The following is a 21,593-nucleotide window of genomic DNA, read 5'->3' as shown; positions in this document are numbered from 1 at the left end:
TTCACGCACCGCGAGGTGTTCATGTTGCTCCATGCCGCGCCCGCGTCCCTGATCGCCCGGCTCTCCCCCACCGTCACCCGCCTGAACCTGCGCCCCCTCGCCCTGGCGATGGCGGAACGCGACTTCACCGGCACGTCCGGCACCGTGCTGGACTACGTACTCAGCGCCCTGCAAGGCACTCTGCGCCCCCTGCGCTCCCACCTGGAAGCCGTGGTGGACACCGCCCACGACACGAACGACGAGGTGCTGCGGGTGCAGTTCCACTACGTCCCCGTGCAGACCTTCACGGCGATGCACCTGGGGGGCGCGCGCCGGGCGCTGGGAAAACTCCACCGCCTGCTGTTGCCCGAACTGCTGGGCCGCGCGGCCCAGGCCAGCCAGCAGGTCCTGCCGCTGTTCACGCCCGTCGAGGCGCTAGGTCTGTACTCCCAGCACCACCTGCACGGCGCGGAGAGCGACGAGGATTTCGCGGACCTGATCACCGACCTGGGCATGTGGGACGCCCCGCCGGACCTGCCCGTGCAGGCAGCGCTGGACTTGGCGCGGCGTGGGGGCGTCCGCCTGCCCAGCGAGGTGGAACGCCGGGTGCCCGGCTACAGGCTGTGGCGCCCGGAATCGGTGCTGCCCGGCCTGACGCTCCCCCCCAGGGTGCAGGCCCTCGTGGACGACCTGGAAGCCCTCGAACGGCAGGCAGAGGCCCTGCCCGAATACTCCGACGTGGAGTGCTCGGTCTCCTGCGAGGCGCTGTGGCCGTACTACCGCGAGAGCCTGCTGGTGGACCCCTTCCCCACCCGGGACCCCCGGCGGCTGAGCTTCACCCGCGAGATGCACGGGGAACTCCAGTACCAGGGCGGCGACGAGTACGCCCTGCGCACCTTCGTGCTTCAGGGCGACGGGGACCTGGAGCGCCTCGACGCTTACCTGACGCAGGTCCCAGCCCTGCAAGAGGGCGTCCGGACCTGGTTGAAGGCCCTTCATGCTCTGGGAGGGAAGTGATGCGGATACACGCCGCCCCGGCCCGGCTGTGCAGCGGGAAGCAGGACCCTTCGCTGGTGGAGTTCGGCCAGCTCTGCCTCGAAGCGGGCTTCACCCCAGGGCGCGACCCAGAGCCGGACGAGACACCGCAGGTCTTCATCGAAGAGGCCCTGCTGCCCCCCCTGCGCCGCCTCAAGCTGCCCGGACACTTCGGGGTCTACGCCGAGCAGGAAGACCTGATCGCGTTCGTCAACCTGGACGACGAGGCGCACGAGCCCGTCTCCCTGGCCGGGGCGGCGCGGGCCTGGGGCCACACCTTCGTGGCGGGGCTGTTGCCCCACCTGCACGCCGTGGCGAGGCCCGTCATGCCAGTGATGTCTCCCTTCGACGCCGGGGACCATCTGCTGGGCATGTACGGCAACTTCACCATGCCCGGCGAGCAGCAGGAGATCGTGGAGGGCCTGGCGGAGTGGTACGGGGTCGAGGGCGAGAACTCGGATGTGGATGCCCTTCAGACGGCGCTGGAGGCCCAGGGCCGCCCGACCCCCCGCACCCTCCTGCACGAGTTCGGCCCGTTCCTGACCGTTCCCGTGACCCTGGAGCAGCTCGCGGTGCAGGCCACGGAGTTGCCGGGGCGGGCGCTGGCCGTGGTGCGGCGGCTACAACAAGCCGGGGACGTCTCGGCGAGGCTTCAGCCCGTGTCCCAAGGCGACTGGCCGGACGCCATGTCCGCCCCGTACAGCGTGGACGGCGAGGACCCAGTGGTTGTGCTCCTCACGACGACGCCAACGGGCAGCCAGGACTTGGGCTGGGTCGAACATGCCTTCCACAGCCTTCAGCAGCAGATGAACGAGGGGGGCGTCCGACCCCTGCACGCCTGGGACCTGCACCGCCCCGAACACCGCCTCGCCGCCGCCGCCTACCTGCGCCACGCCCCGGATCTGGTCCGGCACCTGCGGGCGATCCTGGCCGACCTGCGCGCCGCGTGAGGAGGAGTCGCCCGCTTCCCGGCGGACCGGAGGACCACCATGCAGATTCATGAAGCGCGCTTCCACCTGTACGAACGGCCAGAAGCGGCACCGCCCGCCGGATTCGACCACCTAATCCGGGCGGGTGCACCCCTGGCCGCTCCTCCCCTGCCGGATGACCACCCCACGGTCTGGGTGCTCCGCGAGGTGCTGACGCCGCTCCTCACACCCCTGGACGAGCTGGACTGCGCGTGCCTGGTGTACGAGGTCACCCAGCGCACCCGCACCGTATCCGTTGGATTCGCGCGTCACACCCAAGGCATGAACATCCCTCATATCGATCACCTGCCCGCCCTCTACCAGGGGCTGCCGGAGGGGACGCTCGGCAGCGTGCTGTACCACCTGTGCGAGTGGGCGGCAGGGGTTTACCCGGTCTTCACCCCGCAGTTCGCGCTGGAGTACACCTTTCCCGAGATCAACGTCACCACCGCCTCGGGACGCGAGAAAGGACTGTGGCAACTCGCCGAGGAGTACGGCATCGAGGCCGAGGACGTGCCCGCCCTGGAGGCGGCCCTGGCCGACGAGGGCACCACCACCCCGACCGTCATGGCCGAGGCGCTGGCGCCCTACCTGACCGACGCCCCGCTCGAGTTGGGAAGTCTCGCACGCCTGGCCGCCGGGCACCCCCACCTGCGGCGGGTGGTTCGCGCCCTGACGGCCCTGCACGAGGCCTCGCGGCAGGTGCCGTCCCCGGATTGGGACGACTGGAAGGCCGGGGAGGACGGCCCCTTTTACAGCGCCACGGTGGGCGGGTTTGCCGCCGCGCTGTTCGTCTCCACCCCCGACCGGCCCGGGCAGCCCCACGTGCCCTGCCAGGTCGAACACGCCCTAGATGACCTGGGCGACCGGGGCATGAACACCGAGTTCGCGCCGCACTGGGTGGTCCACCTGCGAGACGTGGCCGCCGCCCGGCGGCTGCTGGACTACGCGGCCGTCGCGCCGCGCGTGCAACGCGCCGCACGGGAGGTCCTCAGAGAACTTGCACGGAGGCCATCATGAACCAGCAGGAGTTGATCAAGTGGCTGCACACCGCGCCTCAGGACCCCAAGGACGCGGGGGCCAAGATTCTGGAGGGGGAACGCTCACCCGAGCACCGCGCGCTCGCCCAAGCGGTCGCCGGGCTGAAGCACGTCGGCCCGGCGCTGCACGTCCCGCACCCGGACGACGCGGAACTGCTGCCGTGAACATCCACCGCGCGAGGTCCCACCTCCGCAGCGGCACCGTGACGCAGCACGTGGGCGTGTTCGAGCACCTCGCGCGCCACGGTCTGCTGCCCGGGCGGCCCCAGCCGGGTGAGACGCTGCCGATGTTCGCCGGGCGTGCCCTGGGAGACGGCCTGCGCGCCCGCTTTCCAGAGGCCGCCACCCCCATGCTGCGCCTGGAGGTCGAGAGCCACCATCCGGCCACGCTGGAGGTGAGGTTCGAGCCGGTGATCGAGTCCCGCAGCCTCTCGGCAGAGTTCCTGAATGCCACCGACCCGCTGTGGCTGCAAACTGTCATGGCCTACCTCAGCACTGCCAGTTCGCAGGGCCTGTCCGTCTGGACCCCCTACGACGCCTGGCACCACTACACCCGAGGATGGGGCGACTTCGAGTCCTTCCGGGGCCAGTGCGCGGTGGACCAGCAGATCCCGGAGGAGGACCTCACCGACCGGGACGTGCAGGTCTGGGCCGAGATGCACGAGATGCTCGATCCCTGGACGGTGGCGCGGCAGCTTCGCCTTGACCCGGGGCGCAAGCTGCTCTCCCTCCCCACCCTGGAGCGCCAAGCCGCCACGCCGCTGCACCGCCGCATCGCCGAGCAGCTCGTGGCCCTGGTGCATCTCGACCGGCGCATCCCGGCCGGACACACGTCGCAGCAGCGGCCCTGCCCCCACGTGATTGTCTTTTACGAAGGCGACGAGGGCTTGAGTGTAGAGTTCGCCACCGAGTTCCTGGAGACCGTCGACCTCGGCCCGGCGTTGCGGGTAAACGTAGACCCGGGCGGGCTCAGGGTCTTCAACGCCTACGCCCGGCACGCGCAGACCTTGTTCCGCCACACCGAGGCGCTGCTCGACCTGCTTCAGGAACTCTGACGCCTGGCTCCACTTCCGCCCAGCGTCGCCGCTGACGCGGCAGGAGGAAGGCATGCTGACCATTCTTCAGGAAGAGGACACGGCCCGGCAGCACCTCACCACCTACCAGGACGGCTTCGAGCGCCGCATCCTTCAGATGGGCCTCCAGCCGGGCGCATCACCGAGGAGGAGGGAGCGGTCCTCGCCTCCGGCTCCATCGAGGTGCCCGCCGATGGCGACTCCCCGCTCGAACGCCAGGGCGACCAGGTGCGCGCTGGGATGCTTCCGGTACAGGTCTGGCAGCCGAGAACCAAGGAATTCCAGCTCCAGGCCCTCACCCACTGGAAGGCCAGGTTTCCAGCCTTCCCCGAGGCGTACCGGCTGGTCGCCACCCTCGACGTGCCGGAGCCCGAGGCGGTCTTCGTGATCTGCCAGCACTTCACCGAGGAAGGCTGGCTCCGCGACCCGCGGGTGCGTGCTCGGGCGTCCAGCGCGCACTCCATGTGTGCCCTGGGACGTCGTGGTCATGCCGGACGGCAAGGCCTGGCGCGTCCTGGGCTGCGGCTGGGAGGAACTGCCCAGGGCATGACGGGGGATGTGGAGCGGCGGGGAGGCGGACAGAAGGGCCCCTGCCGCGGTCGTCGCGCCCCTGCCGGGGCACCGGAATCCATTGTCAAGGAGGTAACTATGCAGGTGGATATCCAGATCGACGCCGGACGCGACTACCAGCCCCACGCCGCCATCCTGGTCTACCGCGACCGGCAGTCCGGTCAGACGATCGCCGAGTTCCACCCCGCCTACCGGCAGGGCCAGGAATTCCACGTCGCGGAGGCGCACCCGCTGACCTCCGGCGACGTGAAGGAGCTGCTCGACAGCCTGGGTGCCACCGCACTCCAGTTCGTGCCCCAGCACGCCGTGGCCGTCAGCGCCCTCGCCGTCGCCTGGTGGACCCCGGCGCAGAACCGGGCCATGTTCTTCCTCAGCCACACCGACCAGGCCGTGAACGAGCTGAGCGGGCGGGTCTTCCCGCAGCCTCCTCTGCTGTTCATCGCGCGGCGGGGCAGCCTGACGGTCTACGCCCTCGCCGAGAACACCCGCCCGGGCGCGGACACTCCGCTGATGTGCGCGCCCTACTTCAACATCTTCCAGGGGCACGGCGTGTGCCGGGGCACCACCCCGTATCCCGGGCATGTGGACGCGGGGCGTACCGACGAGTGGGAGCGCGCCTTTTTTGGCTCCAACTTCACCCACCACGCCGCGGGCACCCGCAAGATCACCTCGTTCGGGGGCAGCCACGCCGAACTGTGGCTCGCCGCCGAACGCGCACGCACCTTCGACCCGGCCTGGCTCGTGCCCGCGGGCCGCACCCTGGGGGAGGCCCTGCAATGACCCGCCGTTACCTGCGTCCTCTCAAGCGCCCCATGACCGTCGCGGTGGTGGGGTGCGGCGGCACCGGCAGCCACATCCTCAGCGGCCTGACCCACCTGCACCACGCCCTGATCGCGCTGGGCGGGCAGGGGCTCACGGTCGTCGCCTACGATCCGGACACCGTGGAGGCCCACAACGTCATGCGCCAGCGCTTCTACCCAGGTGACGTCGGCCGCCACAAGTGCGAGGTGCTGATCAGCCGCATCAACCGTGCGCACGGCCTGCACTGGCGTGCGGTACCCCGGACCTTCGCCGAGGGACTGGGCTTCCCCAACTTCGACCTGGTGATCGGGTGCGTGGACTCGCGCCGGGGCCGGGCGGAGATCCGGCGCATGATCACCACCGGCCCCTGCGCCCGGACCCGCTTCTGGCTGGATATCGGCAACGCCCGCTTTCCGGACGGCCGCTTCGGTGGTCAGGTCGTCCTCGGCGAGCCCAGCAACCTGCGCAACTGGGGTTCCCGGCGTACCGGGCGGCTGCCCATTGCCAGCGAGCTGTACCCGGAACTGGTGAACACGCGCCTCGCGGAGGACGAGCAGCCCTCGTGCAGCGCGCTGGAAAGCCTGAAGCGCCAGGACCTGTTCCTGAACGCCCTGCTCGCGCAGCACGCCCTGAACATCCTCTGGCGGGTGATCCTGGAGCGCCGGCTGGACGTGACCGGGGTGTTCGTGGACGCGAGTTCGCACATCGTCAATCCGGTGTATGCCGAGCAAGCCAGGGGGAGGGAGGCGGCGGATTAGCGCTCTCCCCCATCAGCAGTCCACAGGGGCAGGGCGTCCCCGTCCTCCCTGCCCCTGTGGAAGGGAAGGGCTTCGGGAACAGGTGCAGGCAGAGCCGGGGCCTTTCCACTGGCTTCCTGAAGGATCTGAAAAGGGAGACGGATGACACGAACCAACATCAGCGAGGTGCTGACCCACACCGACTGGGCCTTGCTGGCCCAGCAGAAGCTCCAGCTCCTCCTCGTGATCGACGACTTGGAGAAGCGGTGTGACGCGGCCATGACTTACGGAAGAACCGAAGAGCGGGAAGTGTTGTCCACTTGGCTAGAAGCCCTGAGCGGCATTCTCCACTGGATGGATGCTCTTCAGGACGCCGCTCAAGCCGAGGGGCATCCGGCCGTATTCCTGACTTGTCCTGAGGAGGACATGCCTTGAAGCTCACGGCAAGGTCCCACGACTTCTGGACCCACACGAGGAGGGCCACCTTGCTCCTGGCACCGATCAAACCCAGAACCTTTCCCCTGCCCTGAAGGCCGCAGGCGTCGCGGCCCACCCTGGGCCGCCGGGGTGGCGTGGAGGTTGCCATGTCACAGACGATTCCCGCCCCCCGCGCTCCAGCCCATCGGCCCCAGGTGCTGCCATCCCACCCGCAGCGCTTCACACCCCTGAGCCTGACGCCGGAGCGTATCGAGCGGATGCTGACCTGCCTGAACGAACACGCCCAGGTCAGCTCCACTCAACTGGCCGACGTGCTGGGCCTGACGCGCGCCGCCGCGCAACCCCTCATCGACGACCTGTGCAGCCGTGGGTTGGCCCGACGGGGTGGCACGAAGCGGCGGTACGAACGTGCCTACACCCCGGTCAACCCAGCCCTGATGCGGGACTACCTGCGTCCGGCCATCCGCGCCTGTCTGAGTGGCCGTCCGGCCCTGGCCTCCGGCGTCGCCCGTGCACTCGGCCAGCCCGGGGAGCAAATCGCGGAGACGTGCAAGGTCATGCACTTGGAGGGCGAACTGCACGGGGCACTGGTGGGTGCCGTCTTCGTGTACTCGCTGCCGTCCACCGTGGTGCCGGAGGCCAGCGCGCCCCCGCCCGCCTCCTCGACCGCTCCCGTCCCCGCGTCGCCCCGGCGAGGGCGCGTCACCGAGGATGTGGTGCGGGCCGTGCAGGCGGCGCTTCCCCCTGACAAGCGCCGGGCGGTCGGTGAGGTGGGACGGGTGGCCGAGCGGTTCGACTTGAGTCCCAGCCAGGTCTACCGCGCCCTCAGGCAGGTCCTGCCCCCCAGATAGGGCAGGGGTCGCGGCCCGGCGGGGCCGCCCCGGGGGATGGAGGTTCCCATGACCGATACCCTGCCCGAGACCGCCCCGCTCTCCCCCACCGTTGTTGATCCCAAGGTCCTCGCCCTGCTCCGCAGACGTGCAGGGCGGTCTGGAGCGCCGGGCCCAGCAGAAGGAGGCGCCGTCCTACGTGGGCATGAACATGACCCGCAAGCGCAGCCAGGGCGCCGGCAGCCGGGCCGCAGATGCCTTCCGACTGCGCCGGTTGCAGCGCGCCTACCGCGCGGTGGCAAGGTGGGCTGGAAGCTGGCACGCTCCCAGCCGTACTCGCCCAGGTGGGCGACCCCAAGCTGATCGAGCTGCTGGTGCATCTCGGCCCCGACCACGCCCATTCGCTCACCAGCGTCTGCCTCACCAATAAGGAGTTCGAGGCGCTGCGGACGCACCGTCCCCACTCCACCGTGCTGGACAGCGTCGAGGCTCTACCGGTGCAGTACGGCTGGCTGCGCGAACTCCCGTCCGAGCAGGTGAACGGAGTCCTGACGATCTTCCGGGAGCCAGCCCCCGGGGGCCCTTCGAGCACATCGCGGCGAACTGCCAGCGATTTGCTTGCGAGCGAGGCGAGGAACTGGGAGGCCTTGCAGGCGTGCGGATTGACCACTCCGGCCCTCGCCGTGGAGGCGGCCGCTGCCCTGTGCGCCCTAGCGGAGGCGCGGGTTGATCCGTCCCGCGCTCGGCGGGACCGGGTGGCGGCCCTGGAACGGGACCTGGTCGGGGACCGCGTTCCCGGGTTCTGGCCCACGCCCGCCCCACTCGCCACCCACCTCGCGGCGCTCGCCGATCTCCACCCCGGCCTGCGCGTCCTCGAACCGCAGGCGGGAAAGGGCGACCTGGTGGACGCCCTGCTGACCCTGGAGCCGGAACTGCACGTGGAGGTCTGCGAGCAAAATGGTCGACTGCGGGAGGTGCTCGAGGCCAAGGGGTGCTGCCTGATCGGCGAGGGCGGCATGGCCCTGCGGGGCAAGTGGGACCGCATCGTGATGAACCTGCCCTTCGAGGGGCTGGCCGACATCGGGCACGTCCAGCATGCCTACCGCCTGCTGGCCCCGGGAGGCGTGCTGGTGGCCGTGATGGGGAACGGGCCGTTCTTCCGGCAGGAGCCACGGACGCGGGACTTCCGGGCCTGGCTGGAGGGCGTGGGTGCCGAGGTCACGGCCAACGACCCGGACGCCTTCAGAGTCAGCACCACCGGGCACAGCACCGGGGTGCAGTCCCGCACCATGCAGATCGTGAAGCCATCCCTGGGCTGAGGGCCGTGGGGGCAGGACCTCCCCTGCCCCTCGCCCTTCTCACTGAGGAGGACCTCTGTGATCAGCCCCAATGAACCAACAGTCGCGCCCGTCTCTTCGCCGATCTGCTGTCCGAACTGCGGCAGCCCGTACGTCGACCAGACCCATCGCCAGGACCCTGAGCTGTTTCGCTGCACCTCTTGCGGCCTGGTGGACGAGTTGCTGCAGTTTCACCCCGCGCACCTGCTCGGCAGGCCGACCCCGGCACCTCATATTCGGGGGTCACGCCCGGGGGCGCTGGGGTCACAGCTTCAGGAGGACCCTTGAACCACACCGTCATCACCAGCGTCAACGGTCACCCCCTTGTCCGCTGCGCCACGCCGGAACTCGCCGAAAAGGCCCGGCGGGTGCTGCAAGGCCACTCCGGCCCCAACTCCTGTTACCTCCTCCCTGCCACCCGGATGGAGCACGACTCCAGCGGCGCGCCTCTGCCTCACCTGAGCACCGAGGACGATCTCCGCCTGGTGGACGCCGTGTGGTGCACCTTCGACGCCGAGATGAAGTGCGTCATGGTCCTGCCGGTCGTGACCCTGAAAGGCCTGGTACGGGACAAGGCGCGGCGGGTGCAGGGCCAGCGGCTCGCCCTGGCCCGCGAGGTGGATCGGGGCCAGGAACTGATCGAGCTGCGCTTGGGCAAACCCCTGCCCGAGGGGCAGGCGTCGCTCCCCTGACGGGGAGCGCTGGCCCGCCATGTCATCCAGACCCCAGCGCTTCAACCCGGACCTCTGGCGTCGCCCGAACACCCCCGAGACATCCCCGACGCCCACAGCGGGGACTCCTTCGACCTCTGCCCCTGAGCCTGCTTCACCCCCGGAGGTGCCCCAGGAGGCATCTGAAGCGCCCCTGCCCCGTGCCCCGTGGGCACCCCCGGAAGGAGCGCGGAAAAAGCTCCCGGCCCGGGAGTACCCCGTTCGCCTGCTTCCGCCGCCCCACATGGACAAGGACCAGTGCGAGGCGGCCTACGAGCAACTCAGCGACGAGATCCGGGCACGCTTCCCCGGTGCGTATGCCGTCCAGCTTGTGGTGACGGGCTCTGGGCACCGCATCGGCCTGAGCCTCCTGGTCCGCAACAAGCTGGGCTATCCCCTGGACCTGGAGCGCGGTGACGGCACCCTGCCCTTCGACCTGATTGACCGGCTGCTGGAGCTGGTCGGCCACGGCGACTGGATTCTCGCCAAGTCCCCCCCTGCCTTTTCTGGAAGGGACGACGACCCGTTCTGAAAGAGACCACCATGCGAACCGTTTTTCTGATCACGCCCATTCGGCCACGCGAAGACGGCTCCCCCGAGCGCATCCGGCAGAGCACCATGAACTGCTTGGCGGCGGCAGCGGGCCGCCCGTTACCCCGAAGCGTGCCTGGTACTGGAAGTCAGGCGGCGAATCGTCGGCCAGTTCGAGTTCCGTTTCAGTGCGGTCACGGAACAGGGTGTCCCGTTGTCCTCGCCCGAGGCGTGGGTGACCTTTCTGGGGGAGCGGTGCGCGGCCGGGAGCGCCCTGTATTCCGAGGACGGCGCGACCTTCACCCTTGACGCCTTCCTGGCCTTGCCGGACGTTCGGCACCGCGTAGGCGCGGAAGTCGCGCCGCAGGCGGCACCAGGGGAGGTCGAGGAGGCACCACCTTGACGAACCCACGCTGGCTGAAGATCGCCCTCAAGCTCGAACAGCGGCACTCGGACGTGTTCCGGGACCTTGTGACCCTGGACGCCTGCGTGTGCAGCTCAGGACAGCGCGAGGACGAGTACCGGCTCACTGCGGGCAAGTTCACCTCGGAGGAACTGAACGGCCTGTGCGAAGCCTTCGGGGACCTGCTGCGCCTGAAGCTCGAAGATCCGTTCCTGGACCTGTTCAGCGAGACCTACATGGGTCGCCTGGGCAAGGACGCGCAGCGGCACCTGGGCGAGGTCTACACCCCGAGTTCGGTGGCGCTGCTGATGACGAAGCTGGTCATGCACCCGCCCGTCCCCGGCGACACCCTGAAGGTGGCGGAACCGGCGGCCGGGAGTGGAACCCTGGTCCTGGCTGCCGCCCATGCGCTGGAGGACCTGGGGGTGAGCCGCCTTCACATGCAGGTGGTCGCCACCGACCTCAACCCCTGCGCGGTGGATATGGCGCTGGTGAACCTGGGGCTGGCGAGCATCCCGGCCGTGGTCCGGCACGGCAACAGTCTCACGGGGCAGGTCTTCCGCGAGTACTCCACGCCCGCCTGGCCCTTCGCGTGCCCCTACAGCGGCGAGCCGGACACCAACCGGCTGCAAGGCAGCGACGTGCTGGGCATATTGCGGCTGACCGTGCCGTTGCCTGTCGAGACGACAGGCTGAGGAGCAGATCGGCAGCAATACGAATCTGGCTGATCCGGTCCAAGTGACAGCAGCGGTGTCGTGCCCTTCCCAGGAGAAGGCTGGTGGGCTCTGGACCAAACCAGCCTTTACCCTTGCTGTTTGAGAAGGGCAGGCTCTGCGTGGTGGAACCTTACCGCTCGTTCCTGCTGGTGGAAGGCGAAATCAGGACTGGGGGCGAGCGACCGGAGATACCGTCGGAACAGTCCCGGAGGGGGAGGGGAGAGGGGGGGCTGTCAGAAAGAGCCTTACGAGGATGCCGAGGACACCCGATGTCCTTCACGTTCAATCAGGAAAGAGAAGGATGAGTTATGCCATTTGCGTAACAGCGAATGGCAGCCGCCTTAGAATAAATTCGTGCCAGTGGCGCGGGGGAGGGGAGAGTCCCTCTGAATGAAGAGGGTTCGGACAAGCTGCCAAGTGCTGAGGAAGGCCGACGGACGGTCCTTGAACCGTTTGCTGGCGAAAGGTCCGCGTGAACTTGCTGGACGAGACGGTGGTTGACGATGCTATGCAGCTGTTGATCGATGTCTGCGGCCTCCCTGTTGCTCAGGGTCCTCGGGCGGTACCCGGGGTTGCTATCGGACAGGCGTTCCTCAAGCCGGAGCGCAAGATGCGGTGCCTGCTCGCCCGCGCTGCTGCCTCAAAGCAACGGATCAGCCCGTTGGGGGGCGAATACCAGACGCTCCACGAACCCTTGAGGAAAGGAAGTCTGCTCAGCCTTATCCTGTGACAGCTTTACCCCGGGGCGGCCCCCGAGCGCGTCCGGGTCACGTCGGTCCAGACCAGCGGCACCTTCCGCTCAATCCCTGGGTCCCTCCTGAAAGAGGGGGATGTGGAGGATGCCAATCCACTTCTTCGTGAGGCGCTGGGGTGGGGTAAGACCTTCACTTGGCGGCTGTGCTCAGACACGGGCAGCCATGCATGTTCTCCCGATCCGGAGGTACCCCGTGGCGTCTCCCTCCGCGTGGAGAGACCTCAAAGCGAGGCTGGAAAGCCAGGGGGCGCGAGAGTGTCCAACTTGCCAAGGTTGTACAACTTTTCGTAAGCTCGGCGAGTGGAGAGCGATGCGAGCTGCAAGTCGGCGACCCTCCGCACGAACCTGTACGCCACGCTCGACCAGGTGAAGGCAGGACAGCGCGTGGTGATCGAACGGCACGCCGCGCCGATGGCCGCCCTGATTCCCATGACCGACTACTGGGAACTCATCATGCGCCGCGCCCACCAGCGCCGCTCAAAGGAGGAATTCATGCCGACCCAACGCCTCGTGATCGCCAACGCCTCGGGAGGGGAGGGGAAGTCCACGGTCGCCCGCGAACTGGCCTACAGCCTGGCCCTGCTCGGCTACAAGGTGGCGCTGTTCGACCTCGACCCCCAGGCCAGCCTCACCAAGGCGCTGGGCCTGCACGACGACCCGGACTCCCCGGCACGCACCGAGGAGGCGACCGTCGGCCGGGTGTTCTCGCGTGACGAACCGCCGCCGCTGCCCGAGCCCATGCAGGTGCATGGCGTGGACGTGTGGCCCGCCAACGACGCGCTGAACAGCGTCGACAACGTGTTGAACAACGACTTCGCCCGCGCCGCCAACCTGCGTGAAGCGCTCGACGCTTACCTGAGCAGCATGCCAGAGCCGTACGACTTCGTCATTCTGGACACCAAGCCGCAGCGCACCAACTTCCTGACCGCCAGCGTGGCTGCCGCCGATCACCTGCTCGTGCCGGTCTCGGGCATCAAGGGCCTGGAGAACCTGGACGTGCTCCTGAAACTGGTGAAGGTGGCCAAGGGCATCGCCCCGAACCTGACCCTGCGCGCGTTCATCCCCAACCGTATCCGCGAGAACGTGGACCACCACAAGGAGCTGCTGCACCACCTCCACACTGACCTGTCGAGGCTCGCGCCGATCACGTCCAACGTGCGCGACAGCCTGGCGACGATGGGCGGCGCCACCCAGCAGCGCCTGCCGGCCGTCCTCTACAAGCCGAAGGCGAAGGTCAGCGAGGATATCGGTGCCATGACCCTGAACGTGCTGGGGATTCTCGGCGTGAAGGTGCCCGCATGACGGCGAAGGGCAAAAAGGGTGCCGGGTTCGCTCACCTGGTGCCCTCGGCGGACGCGCTGGCCGCTATCACGGAGCAGGCCGTCCTGGTCAATGCGCCCATCGCCAGCGTGCATGTCCTGCCGGGCTTCAACCATCGCGGGCGGTACAGCGGGGACGAGCTGACCTCGGAAACGCTCCAGGAACTGGTGAAGTCGATCCGGGAGCACGGCGTCCTGCAGCCCCTGTGGGTGCGCCTGTCGAACGGCGAATACAGCGTGATCGCCGGCGAGCGGCGGTACCGGGCCGCCGTGCTGGCCGACCTCACGCACCTGCCGGTCTTGAACTTCGGGGTGGTCGACGACGAGCGTGCCGAGGAACTCGCCCTGATCGAGAACGCCCACCGGACCAATCCATCCATCGTCGATCAGACCCTCAGCGGCTTCAAGCTGCTGACGCGGCGCACCGGGATGAACCAGGACGAACTGGTGCGGTACCTCAACCAGGTGCGCAAGGGGCAGATTCCGGACACGCACGGCGTGGGGGAGTGGCTCCAGGCGACCTACGGCACGGGCATCAGCGTCTGGGCCCAGCAGCGCAGCAAGATCCTGAACTTCACGCCCGAGGAGCTGACGGCCGTCGAGGCGAAGCAACTGGACGTGAAGGCCGTGTACGAGCTGCTGAACGTCAAGGACCAGGCCAAGCGGCGCGAGCTACTCACGGAGGCCGTGCAGCGCGGGTGGAAGGCGGAGGACGTGCGCAAGGCCGTCCAGGCGCTCACCCCGAAAAAGGTTCATCCGCTGCTGTCCTCTGTGGACGGCCTGCGCGCTGACCTGCCCCGCCTCAAGCAGTTGACCGGCAAGGAAGCGGCCCGGGCCCAGAAACTGATCGCGGAACTGCGTGCGCTCCTCGGGTCAGGCCAGCAAGGGTAGAAGGCCAATCTGGAGCGGGCGTTGATGGCAGGGGCGATCAATGTGTGGCGGGTGGTCACCTGGCTGGGGGACCGCTAAGGAGATGGCCTGCACCTCCCGCCGTCAGGCGCTCCGCCTCACCGTTGAGCCTTCGCCACCGGGAGCAACTCATCCTCGGGAGCCGTACCGGAGGTCCCCTCCGGCCAAGAATCACCACACTTTTCCCGCAACAATGCCACACTTTCTCCGAGCATTCGCCACACCTTCCCCGCAACCTTCCCACGTTTTACCCGCGGCACGCCCACACTTTTCCCGCCCGAAGACCAGCTCATACGGCCAAAACTTGGTCTTCGGCACCCCCAGTCTGCGGGGAAACTGTGGTTTTCCTACGGGAGGACTGTGCCGTTCGCGCGGGAAAAGTGTGGTGATTTTGCGGGAAGAGCGTGTGACTTCTGCGGGAAAAGTGTGGAATACGCGGCCGCATCCACCGTCGTACCCGCTGCATACTCCTTTGCTTGATTGATCATCAAGATCAAAGATCTTTTTTTGACCATGACTACAATCAAACGCATGGACAACACGCGGATCAGCGAGCTTGACCTGGCCCGCGCCGGGATTGTCAGCGCTTCGCAGTCTGCGCCGAAGGAACACGACTGGATCGCGGAGTTCGAAGCGAACGGGGTTCGGTACGTCGTTTCAGGACACGCGCATCGCGGCCGCCCTTACGGCTTGGACGGCGACATCCTCCTCGCGCTGCAGACCCTGTTCTTCCGCGCCGGCTGTCCCGACAACAACCGCATTCGCGTGCCGCCCACCACGCTCCTGAACATGGTCGGCCTGTCCCGCTCCAGCAAGGATTACGTGCGGCTGCGTGAAGGGCTGCTGCGGTTGGCGTCCGTCCGCTGGGAGATGACCGCGCGCTGGTTGGGCGCGAGCCTGAAACCGGAGAGCCGGACCGCGTCCACCGGCCTGGTCTCGGATCTCTGGCTGGACGACGACGTCGGCATGGAAGACGCCGTGGGCGTGCAGGTCAGCACGGATTCTCTCATCGACGTGGTGTTCACCACGACGTTCGCCTCGCTGATCCGTGACGGCCTCTACCAGATTCTCGACGGCGACTTGATGGCGCGGCTGGGCAGCAGCCCCAGCCGCGCGCTGTACCGCTGCCTCGCCGCGCACCGCATCCGCGGCGACCACCTCGCCCAGGAGATGCGGGTGAATCTGCGGGACTGGATGGTGGCCTGCGGCCTGAGCGGCCGAACGGACGCGGCGCTGCGTTCCCTGGAAGCCTCCCACGAGCGACTGATCGACGAAGGATACCTGGACAGCGTAGAGGACGAAGGGCGCGGCGCGAAACGCGCCCTCACGTACCGGTTCCGGGCCATCGCCCACCCCGAGCTGGTCCGTGAACTCCAGGCGCGGGGCGTCGTCTCCGGCGTCGCGGCGACCCTCTCCGCCGATTATCCCGAACGGGTCCTCCCCGCCATCCGCGCCGTCGAACACCGGGTGGAGTCCGGGTGGAAACCCCGCTCCCTGTCCGCCGCAGTCGTCGATGCCATCAAGAACCCCACCAAGTGGGAGTACGCCACACAACTCTCCGCAGCACCCGAAACCCCGCCCAAGAAACGTGCCAGGCGGACAGCATCACCGCAGCCGGACCAGGATCAGGTCGCTGATCCCCGGGAAACAGCCCGGATGCTGTTCCGGGTCAAACTCAACCGTGCACCCTCGCCACTGGCCCAGGACGCCCTGGCCCAGATGTCGGTCGAAGGCGTGACGGCGTTGACCACCGCGCTGCGGGAAAAACCGAAGGACGAAGCGCTCCGCTTCGCCGCCCGTCTGCTCGGCGTCCCGCTCTGACACCCCGCCGCTTAGTGGCTGAGCCGCCCCTCGCGCTGCGCCAGGACCCGCAGGGCACACCCCACCGCCGCAAGCAGGGTCGCCGTCGTCAGGCCATGCTCCAGGCCCAGGTAGGCCGCCGAGTGAAGCGCGTGGTAGGCCACCTGCAGCGGTTCATCCCGGGCGGTGGTGAGCTTGCTGTACCAGTCCTGCCCCAGCGCCCCCACATCCGCCCCGCCGTGTCCGGCCAGTGCGGCGATCGCCTGCGCATTGCGTTCCACCTCCTGGGCAAACGCGAGCAGCATGTCCCGGGTGGGCCGCTCCTGGCTGAGGGCCGGGGCGAACTCCACCGCAGCCACCACCTGGAGGGTGAGGGTCAGGCACGTCTCGAAGGTCTGCTGATTGGCCGGGTGGGCAAGTGGGGCGTGGGGCACGGCCGTCATGCTCCAGGCTGGGCGCGCAGCGGCGTGCGCGTCAAGCGGGTTCGCTCACGGGAGCCTGCCCCCAGCCGACCACCGACGACATCACGCTGGATGGGGGATCGACACCGAGGTCGACGCTGGTCTATCGCCGCCAGGTCATCACTGCCCTATACACACCAGGGCAGTCACGGCGGCTTGGCCATTTTCCACGGCCTGCTGCTCCTTCGCCGTGCGTGGCCTACCCGTTCCCGTCCAGCGGCGCTGCCACTCCCCCCGATCATCGCCCTTCCTGAAAGGCTGGCTGGACCGGCACGGTGGTCCCCAGCTCACCACAGAGGTGAGCGCATGAATCCCCTGGTGCCTCTCGGTCCCTACGAGACGCGGCCCAACCATCTGGCCGCTGCGCGGCTGGTCATTCCCCAGTTCCTCGGCGGGCGCGTCTTCCTGTTGGCCACCTTGCGCTCCGAACTGCGCGCGTCCATCCTCTGCCTCGTGATCAGGAACGGCCTGCTTGCCGTTTCATGGTTCAAGGATGGGCTTGACTGGCGTGTCACGACCAGTTCCATTGGAGATACCGTCATCCCTCAGCCCTGGCCGGGAGGTCCCCCGGCGGTCCCCCTTCATCCCCGGAGGCTCGTTATAAGGTGAGGTATGGTGGTGGTTGATTTCCCTCTGCTCCGTGAACCGCCGGACATGCCCTGTCCCTGCTGCTGCTCGTGGCCCGCTTCAGCGACCACACCGGGCTGCCCCGACCTCCTCAGGTGGGGAGCATCAGCTCACAGGGACGCCCTCAAGGGGACGCATGATGAGCGCGCGGCCCTCACGCCCCAGGAGATCCAGATGACCGACGCTCCCAACCCCTTCGCTGCCTACCACACCGCCGTGGCAGCCATGAAGGCCCCGCTGCTGGACAGTCCCCTGAAGCCCGTCATCGCGGGCCTGACAGTCGAGGCTGCCTCGCCACACCGCCAGGTGCGCCTGCATGTGACGCTGCACGGCACCCTTGCGGTGGCCGCACTGCTCGGCGAACCGAGCTTCCGCGACCGCCTGGCCCCCATGCTCAGTGCGGAAGACGTGGAACGGGCCTGGCTGCACTTTGAACACGGCAACCTCGCCGCGCTGGGGTACACCACCCGTGTGACCGGCGTGGACGTCGGCACCGCGGCCCTGCTGGGGGCCGTGGTCCGGGAATACGTGCAGGCCCTGCGCTTCCAGGGTGAGATGCAGGTGGGCCTCCACGCACCAGGACCCCGCACCGAGGTGGAGATCGCCGCCAGTAGCAGCCTCAACCCCCAGTGGCGTCCGCCAGTGTTCACCATCTCCGGGGCGGTGCATCTGACGCCCGCTGGCTTACGGGCAGAGCTTGATCCGCCGGGCGGCAGCGAGCCGCTTCCCTTCTGATGGCGGGAATCAAGGGGCGAGGTCGAGCGGCTCCCTCACCCACGGCCCCCACGCCTGCCCCGGACAAAACCACGTCCTCCGTACACTCCCCACATGCTGAGGGGAGGGAAGGGGACGTGCTGAGGGGCCACGACGAGAAGAACGTCGCGTCCCTGATTTTCGTGCCAAGTCAGGAACGCCTGCCTGAGGACATGCTCCGGCTCGAACGGACCGTGTTCCGCCCCAGCGGGCAACCGGCCCAGATCGTGTGCGTCGGTGTGCCGGGCATCGGTCTTGCCCGCGGCAGCGACAACGATCTGCTGGTGGCCCTGATCAACACCTATATCGAGGCGGGCTGCCCGGCGGACGGGGTGATCACCACCACGGCATACGCGCTGCTGAAGCTGGCCGGCCTGGATACGACCGGGCAGTACTACCAGGCGCTGGCGCAGGGCCTCGAGCGGATGCTCAACACCACCTACAACGTCACGGATGGGTGGTTCGACGTGCGGGAGAAACGCTACACCACCGTGTCCTTCCGCATCATCGACAACCTCAGCCGCACCCACGGCGAGCCCGAACAGGGCCGCATCCGCCTTGACCGCCGCTCGACCCTGCGTATCCGTCTGAACGACGAGATCACCAAGAGCATCAACGCCGGCTACATCAAGCCGCTCAACCTTACAGTTTACCAACACCTGCCTTCGGTGGGTTCACGTGCGCTCTACCGCCTGCTGGACGTGTACCTGGACGAGGCGGCGCGGCGCGGGGACTCGAAACCGTACCAGGTGACCGTCCCGATGATGACCCTTGCGGAGAACTGTGGGCTGCTGGGGCGCCGCACGGACCATGTGCGCAAGTCGCTGGAGAGCATGCACGCGCCCCTGCTGGGCATCGGGTACCTGGGGGCGGTGGACTTCATCGGGCGCGGCAGCAAAACCATGGTGCACTACACGTACGGCGAGGCCAGTTCGCCGATCAACCCGGCGCACGTGGCGCTGCTGACGCGCTACGGGGTGCACCGGGGCGTGGCCGAGAAGTATGTCCGGAATCTGGGGGACGACGTGCTCCTGGTGGTGGAGAAGTTCGAGGAGCGCCGGCGAACAGGGGAGAAGATCAACAACGAGGGGGGGTACCTCTCCCGGCTGCTGAAGGAAGCGGCCTCCATTGTCGAGGAGGCCCGGATCGAGGCCTTGAGAGCACAGGAAACGCAGCGTACCCGCAAGGCGGCCCAGATGGCCCAGGTCAGGGTCGAAGCGGAGCAACACCAGCTCTTCGAGGCCGAACGCCGCAGCGTATTGGAGGCGGCGGCCCCGGAAGCGGCTCTGGAGTTCGTGCTGTCCCCCTTCAAGGCCAGGCAGCTCGAGCGCCGGGGCCTGACGTTGCGAGAACTGGATCAGATGCGGGCGCGAGTGCTGGATGGCCAGGTGACTGCGGCGGAAATGGATGCGGCTGTGAACCGGGCGCTGATGTCGGCAGAGGGGCTGGAGGCTCTCCGGGCGCTGCTGTAGGATCGGCCGTCCTCGGGGGAGAGGCCGCTGGTCCTCCCCTCTCCTGCTGCCGCCCTCCCCCTTTCCCCCTACTCGAATAACTTCGGGGGTTCTGGGCACGGTGCTATCGGACAACTTCGGGGATTTCCAGTAAGTTCGCTGTCTGACACGAGATTCCGGACCCTGGCCGGAGGGTGTCGGATAACTTCGGGAGGCTTGCGCCTCTTCTATCGAATAACTTTGGGGATTCTGGGCGCAGACTATCGGATAACTGCGGGAGTTGCTGCCAGATGGATACCGGATAACCGTGGGAAAAAGTATCGGATAACTTCGGGGATTCTGGGCACAGACTATCGGATAACTTCGGGAAAAAGTATCGGATAACTTCGGGAAAAGTATCGGATAACTTCGGGAAATAATTGGAGAAACACCGTGTTAGCGGGGTTTTCTGGCAGAGCTATGATGATGACATCAATCTTTTAAAAAATCTTTTACTAAAGAAAAAACATCATTCAGCGACATGGGTGGTAGGACCACAAGACAGCGTGGAGTAGCGCAAAAGGGAGCCGGACAGGTATCTGGAAGGTGTGCAGCCAACCAGCCCTGTCCGGCCCTCTGAGTCTACGCCGCCCTGCCCCTATTGCCCGACCCCCACCAAAGTGGGGGTCCACGCGAAGCCGCAGCAGCGTTACCGCTGTCATGGGTGCCGGAAAACGTTCACAGCGTCGCACAGCACGCCGCTTTACGGGTTGAAGACCGACCTTGACGTGGTGATTCTGGTTCTGACGCTGCTGATCTTCGGGTGCCCCGTCCCGGCTATCGTGATGGCCTTCAAGATCGATGAGCGTACCGTCGCAGACTGGATCGACAAGGCGGGTGAACACGCGCAGCGTGTTCAGGAACACCAGGTCTGTCAGGGACAGCTCGACCTGGGACAAGTTCAAGCCGATGAAATCTGGTGCCGGTCGCAACGCGGCGTGTTGTGGCTGGCGACGGCGATGAGTGTGGCCTCCAGACTACTGATCTGGGGGAAAGTCGCTTCGGGACGGACCGACGAGATGATTGCCGAGGTGGTACAGCACGTCCACCGTGCCGCACGTCTTCAGTCACCCATCCTGTGGGCCACCGATGGGTTCGCCACCTGGAAAGGGCAGATTCTGCGCTTCTTCCGTGCTGCTGTCCACACCGGGCGTCGTGGACGCCCGCGGCTGGTGGAGTGGGCGGAGCTGCACATCGTCCAAGTCGTCAAACGCACCTACGGGGAGCGGATTGAGCGCCGTCTGGCGTTTGGTGACCTGTTCGAGGCCCTGCACCTGATTGAGGTGACCCAGGGCAAGCGAGGCACCGTCAACACGGCCTTCGTTGAGCGCTTGAACGCGACCTTGAGAACCTGGCTCCCTGCTCTGACACGTCGCTCCCGGCATGCCGGGAGCCTGGAGCAGCGGTTGGAACGGCATTTTTTCCTGACCGTCGCGGCCTACAACTTCATCCGTCCCCACCGCTCCCTGCGGGTACAGGTGGACGGACGCTGGGTCGAGCGCACACCAGGGATGGCGGCGGGCCTGACCGATCATCCTTGGACCGTCGAGGAACTGCTCGGGTTTCGAGTCCCCCCGCCCCACAACGCCGCCTAGGATGCACTCCACGTCGTCCTGTGGTCCTACCTGGAAGGGTTCATAGGGAGATTTTCCGCTACAAAGTTCGCAGTACGCGCATTTGGCGAACTTCCCGGGTGTGGTTCGGGTGCCTGACCAAGGGGTTCAAGTGCTTGCGGGGAGAACGCGCAAGGCGTCGTACGCGACGAAGGGTGCTCGCTCGAAGATGAGAACGCCCCCATACATTCAGCGGTATCGCCGCAACCTGGCCGACTTGGCGTACCGGGTCACCATGTCCGCCCAAGGATCATTCAGGATCAAGGCATGGCGGACCTCCCTGACATGCCCATCGGTCAACTCGCCACCATCACCGGCGAGGGCGTCAAGGCGCTGCGCTACTGGACGGACTTCGGCCTGCTAACGGCGGAGCGCCGCCCCAGCGGCTACCGGCACTACCCACCTGAGGCTGCCGAGCAGGTCCGCTTCATCCGCTCCGCGCAGGCCGCCGGGTTCACCCTCGACGAGATCCGCCGCATTCTCGCGGCCCGTCAGGACGGCCGGAAACCCTGTGAGCACGTCAAGGCCGACCTCGACGCGCACCTGAAGACCGTTCGGGCGCAGATCGCGCACCTCCAGACCCTCGAAGCGCAGTTGCAGGCCAAGGTAACGTGGGCAGAGGAACACCCCGACCCGGCCTGCGATTCCGCAGGATGTGTCTACCTGGAAGACACGCCCAGGGCTTGACTCTCCCCCCAG

22 protein-coding genes are annotated in these 21,593 nt (G+C 67.4%); 21 read left to right on the top strand and 1 reads right to left on the bottom strand.

The window, feature by feature from the left end; all coding sequences use genetic code 11:
• Window positions 1-21 precede the first annotated feature (21 nt).
• From ABEA67_RS06100 to ABEA67_RS06020, 17 genes are all read left to right on the top strand, one after another.
• Window positions 22-996 carry a hypothetical protein gene (locus ABEA67_RS06100; protein WP_345462468.1) on the top strand — a complete coding sequence of 325 codons (975 nt, stop codon included), beginning with the start codon at window positions 22-24 and terminating at the stop codon, window positions 994-996.
• Window positions 996-1,964, top strand: a complete 969-nt coding sequence (locus ABEA67_RS06095; protein ID WP_345462465.1) for a hypothetical protein — start codon at window positions 996-998, stop codon at window positions 1,962-1,964. Before ABEA67_RS06100 ends, ABEA67_RS06095 begins: the two co-directional genes overlap by 1 nt.
• Window positions 1,965-2,003: 39 nt before the next feature.
• Complete coding sequence (locus ABEA67_RS06090) at window positions 2,004-3,002, top strand: hypothetical protein (RefSeq protein WP_345462462.1); 999 nt, start codon at window positions 2,004-2,006, stop codon at window positions 3,000-3,002.
• Window positions 2,999-3,187: a hypothetical protein gene (locus tag ABEA67_RS06085; protein ID WP_345462459.1), complete on the top strand. Its 189-nt coding sequence runs from the start codon at window positions 2,999-3,001 to the stop codon at window positions 3,185-3,187. Before ABEA67_RS06090 ends, ABEA67_RS06085 begins: the two co-directional genes overlap by 4 nt.
• Window positions 3,184-4,077 carry a hypothetical protein gene (locus tag ABEA67_RS06080; RefSeq protein ID WP_345462456.1) on the top strand — a complete coding sequence of 298 codons (894 nt, stop codon included), beginning with the start codon at window positions 3,184-3,186 and terminating at the stop codon, window positions 4,075-4,077. The genes ABEA67_RS06085 and ABEA67_RS06080 overlap by 4 nt, the downstream gene beginning before the upstream one ends.
• A 201-nt stretch (window positions 4,078-4,278) precedes the next feature.
• Complete coding sequence (locus tag ABEA67_RS06075) at window positions 4,279-5,445, top strand: PRTRC system protein B (protein ID WP_345462453.1); 1,167 nt, start codon at window positions 4,279-4,281, stop codon at window positions 5,443-5,445.
• Window positions 5,442-6,224 carry a PRTRC system ThiF family protein gene (locus ABEA67_RS06070; RefSeq protein ID WP_345462450.1) on the top strand — a complete coding sequence of 261 codons (783 nt, stop codon included), beginning with the start codon at window positions 5,442-5,444 and terminating at the stop codon, window positions 6,222-6,224. Before ABEA67_RS06075 ends, ABEA67_RS06070 begins: the two co-directional genes overlap by 4 nt.
• 141 nt (window positions 6,225-6,365) lie before the next feature.
• Window positions 6,366-6,638 carry a hypothetical protein gene (locus ABEA67_RS06065; RefSeq protein WP_345462447.1) on the top strand — a complete coding sequence of 91 codons (273 nt, stop codon included), beginning with the start codon at window positions 6,366-6,368 and terminating at the stop codon, window positions 6,636-6,638.
• Between the two features lie 149 nt (window positions 6,639-6,787).
• The gene (locus ABEA67_RS06060) at window positions 6,788-7,492 is read left to right on the top strand and encodes a hypothetical protein (RefSeq protein ID WP_345462444.1); all 705 of its coding nucleotides are present in this window, start codon (window positions 6,788-6,790) and stop codon (window positions 7,490-7,492) included.
• 323 nt (window positions 7,493-7,815) lie between these two features.
• On the top strand, window positions 7,816-8,790 hold the full coding sequence (locus ABEA67_RS06055; RefSeq protein ID WP_345462441.1) for a hypothetical protein: 975 nt from the start codon (window positions 7,816-7,818) through the stop codon (window positions 8,788-8,790).
• Window positions 8,791-9,092: 302 nt separating this feature from the next.
• Window positions 9,093-9,500: a hypothetical protein gene (locus ABEA67_RS06050; protein WP_345462438.1), complete on the top strand. Its 408-nt coding sequence runs from the start codon at window positions 9,093-9,095 to the stop codon at window positions 9,498-9,500.
• A 262-nt stretch (window positions 9,501-9,762) separates the two neighbouring features.
• Complete coding sequence (locus ABEA67_RS06045) at window positions 9,763-10,050, top strand: hypothetical protein (protein ID WP_345462436.1); 288 nt, start codon at window positions 9,763-9,765, stop codon at window positions 10,048-10,050.
• Between the two features lie 213 nt (window positions 10,051-10,263).
• Window positions 10,264-10,452, top strand: coding sequence for a hypothetical protein (locus ABEA67_RS06040; protein WP_345462433.1), 189 nt, complete (start codon window positions 10,264-10,266; stop codon window positions 10,450-10,452).
• The gene (locus ABEA67_RS06035; RefSeq protein ID WP_345462430.1) at window positions 10,449-11,147 is read left to right on the top strand and encodes an N-6 DNA methylase; all 699 of its coding nucleotides are present in this window, start codon (window positions 10,449-10,451) and stop codon (window positions 11,145-11,147) included. The genes ABEA67_RS06040 and ABEA67_RS06035 overlap by 4 nt, the downstream gene beginning before the upstream one ends.
• 1,075 nt (window positions 11,148-12,222) lie before the next feature.
• Window positions 12,223-13,224, top strand: a complete 1,002-nt coding sequence (locus ABEA67_RS06030; RefSeq protein WP_345462427.1) for an AAA family ATPase — start codon at window positions 12,223-12,225, stop codon at window positions 13,222-13,224.
• Entirely contained in the window at window positions 13,221-14,132 is a 912-nt protein-coding gene (locus ABEA67_RS06025; RefSeq protein ID WP_345462424.1) for a ParB/RepB/Spo0J family partition protein, read from the top strand. Before ABEA67_RS06030 ends, ABEA67_RS06025 begins: the two co-directional genes overlap by 4 nt.
• Window positions 14,133-14,630: 498 nt before the next feature.
• Window positions 14,631-15,971, top strand: coding sequence for a replication initiator protein A (locus ABEA67_RS06020; protein WP_345462421.1), 1,341 nt, complete (start codon window positions 14,631-14,633; stop codon window positions 15,969-15,971).
• A gap of 11 nt (window positions 15,972-15,982) precedes the next feature.
• On the opposite strand, the gene ABEA67_RS06015 is transcribed toward ABEA67_RS06020, so the two are convergent.
• Entirely contained in the window at window positions 15,983-16,393 is a 411-nt protein-coding gene (locus ABEA67_RS06015; protein WP_345462419.1) for a hypothetical protein, read from the bottom strand.
• An 819-nt stretch (window positions 16,394-17,212) separates the two neighbouring features.
• Between ABEA67_RS06015 and ABEA67_RS06010 the strand changes: the two genes are divergently transcribed.
• The 4 genes from ABEA67_RS06010 (at window position 17,213) to ABEA67_RS05995 (ending at window position 21,581) form a co-directional block, all read left to right on the top strand.
• Window positions 17,213-17,773, top strand: coding sequence for a hypothetical protein (locus tag ABEA67_RS06010; protein ID WP_345462416.1), 561 nt, complete (start codon window positions 17,213-17,215; stop codon window positions 17,771-17,773).
• A 116-nt stretch (window positions 17,774-17,889) separates the two neighbouring features.
• The gene (locus ABEA67_RS06005; RefSeq protein ID WP_345462414.1) at window positions 17,890-19,263 is read left to right on the top strand and encodes a replication initiator protein A; all 1,374 of its coding nucleotides are present in this window, start codon (window positions 17,890-17,892) and stop codon (window positions 19,261-19,263) included.
• Between the two features lie 728 nt (window positions 19,264-19,991).
• Complete coding sequence (locus tag ABEA67_RS06000; protein ID WP_345462412.1) at window positions 19,992-20,876, top strand: integrase core domain-containing protein; 885 nt, start codon at window positions 19,992-19,994, stop codon at window positions 20,874-20,876.
• A gap of 285 nt (window positions 20,877-21,161) precedes the next feature.
• A complete protein-coding gene (locus ABEA67_RS05995) occupies window positions 21,162-21,581 on the top strand; it encodes a MerR family DNA-binding protein (protein ID WP_345462409.1) in 420 nt (139 codons plus the stop codon).
• Window positions 21,582-21,593 lie beyond the last annotated feature (12 nt).

It is taken from the genome of Deinococcus carri, assembly GCF_039545055.1.
GTDB classification, from domain to species: domain Bacteria; phylum Deinococcota; class Deinococci; order Deinococcales; family Deinococcaceae; genus Deinococcus; species Deinococcus carri.
Note: the sequence above shows the minus strand (reverse complement) of the source record. Positions and strands in the feature narration are given on the sequence as shown.

Excerpts from the sequence above, each read along its gene's own strand:
- ABEA67_RS06100 (WP_345462468.1), top strand. The coding sequence starts at position 22 with ATGTTGCTCCATGCCGCGCCCGCGTCCCTGATCGCCCGGCTCTCCCCC.
- ABEA67_RS06095 (WP_345462465.1), top strand. The coding sequence starts at position 996 with ATGCGGATACACGCCGCCCCGGCCCGGCTGTGCAGCGGGAAGCAGGAC.
- ABEA67_RS06090 (WP_345462462.1), top strand. The coding sequence starts at position 2,004 with ATGCAGATTCATGAAGCGCGCTTCCACCTGTACGAACGGCCAGAAGCG.
- ABEA67_RS06085 (WP_345462459.1), top strand. The coding sequence starts at position 2,999 with ATGAACCAGCAGGAGTTGATCAAGTGGCTGCACACCGCGCCTCAGGAC.
- ABEA67_RS06070 (WP_345462450.1), top strand. The coding sequence starts at position 5,442 with ATGACCCGCCGTTACCTGCGTCCTCTCAAGCGCCCCATGACCGTCGCG.
- ABEA67_RS06065 (WP_345462447.1), top strand. The coding sequence starts at position 6,366 with ATGACACGAACCAACATCAGCGAGGTGCTGACCCACACCGACTGGGCC.
- ABEA67_RS06060 (WP_345462444.1), top strand. The coding sequence starts at position 6,788 with ATGTCACAGACGATTCCCGCCCCCCGCGCTCCAGCCCATCGGCCCCAG.
- ABEA67_RS06045 (WP_345462436.1), top strand. The coding sequence starts at position 9,763 with ATGGACAAGGACCAGTGCGAGGCGGCCTACGAGCAACTCAGCGACGAG.
- ABEA67_RS06025 (WP_345462424.1), top strand. The coding sequence starts at position 13,221 with ATGACGGCGAAGGGCAAAAAGGGTGCCGGGTTCGCTCACCTGGTGCCC.
- ABEA67_RS06015 (WP_345462419.1), bottom strand. The coding sequence starts at position 16,393 with ATGACGGCCGTGCCCCACGCCCCACTTGCCCACCCGGCCAATCAGCAG.
- ABEA67_RS06010 (WP_345462416.1), top strand. The coding sequence starts at position 17,213 with ATGACCGACGCTCCCAACCCCTTCGCTGCCTACCACACCGCCGTGGCA.
- ABEA67_RS05995 (WP_345462409.1), top strand. The coding sequence starts at position 21,162 with ATGGCGGACCTCCCTGACATGCCCATCGGTCAACTCGCCACCATCACC.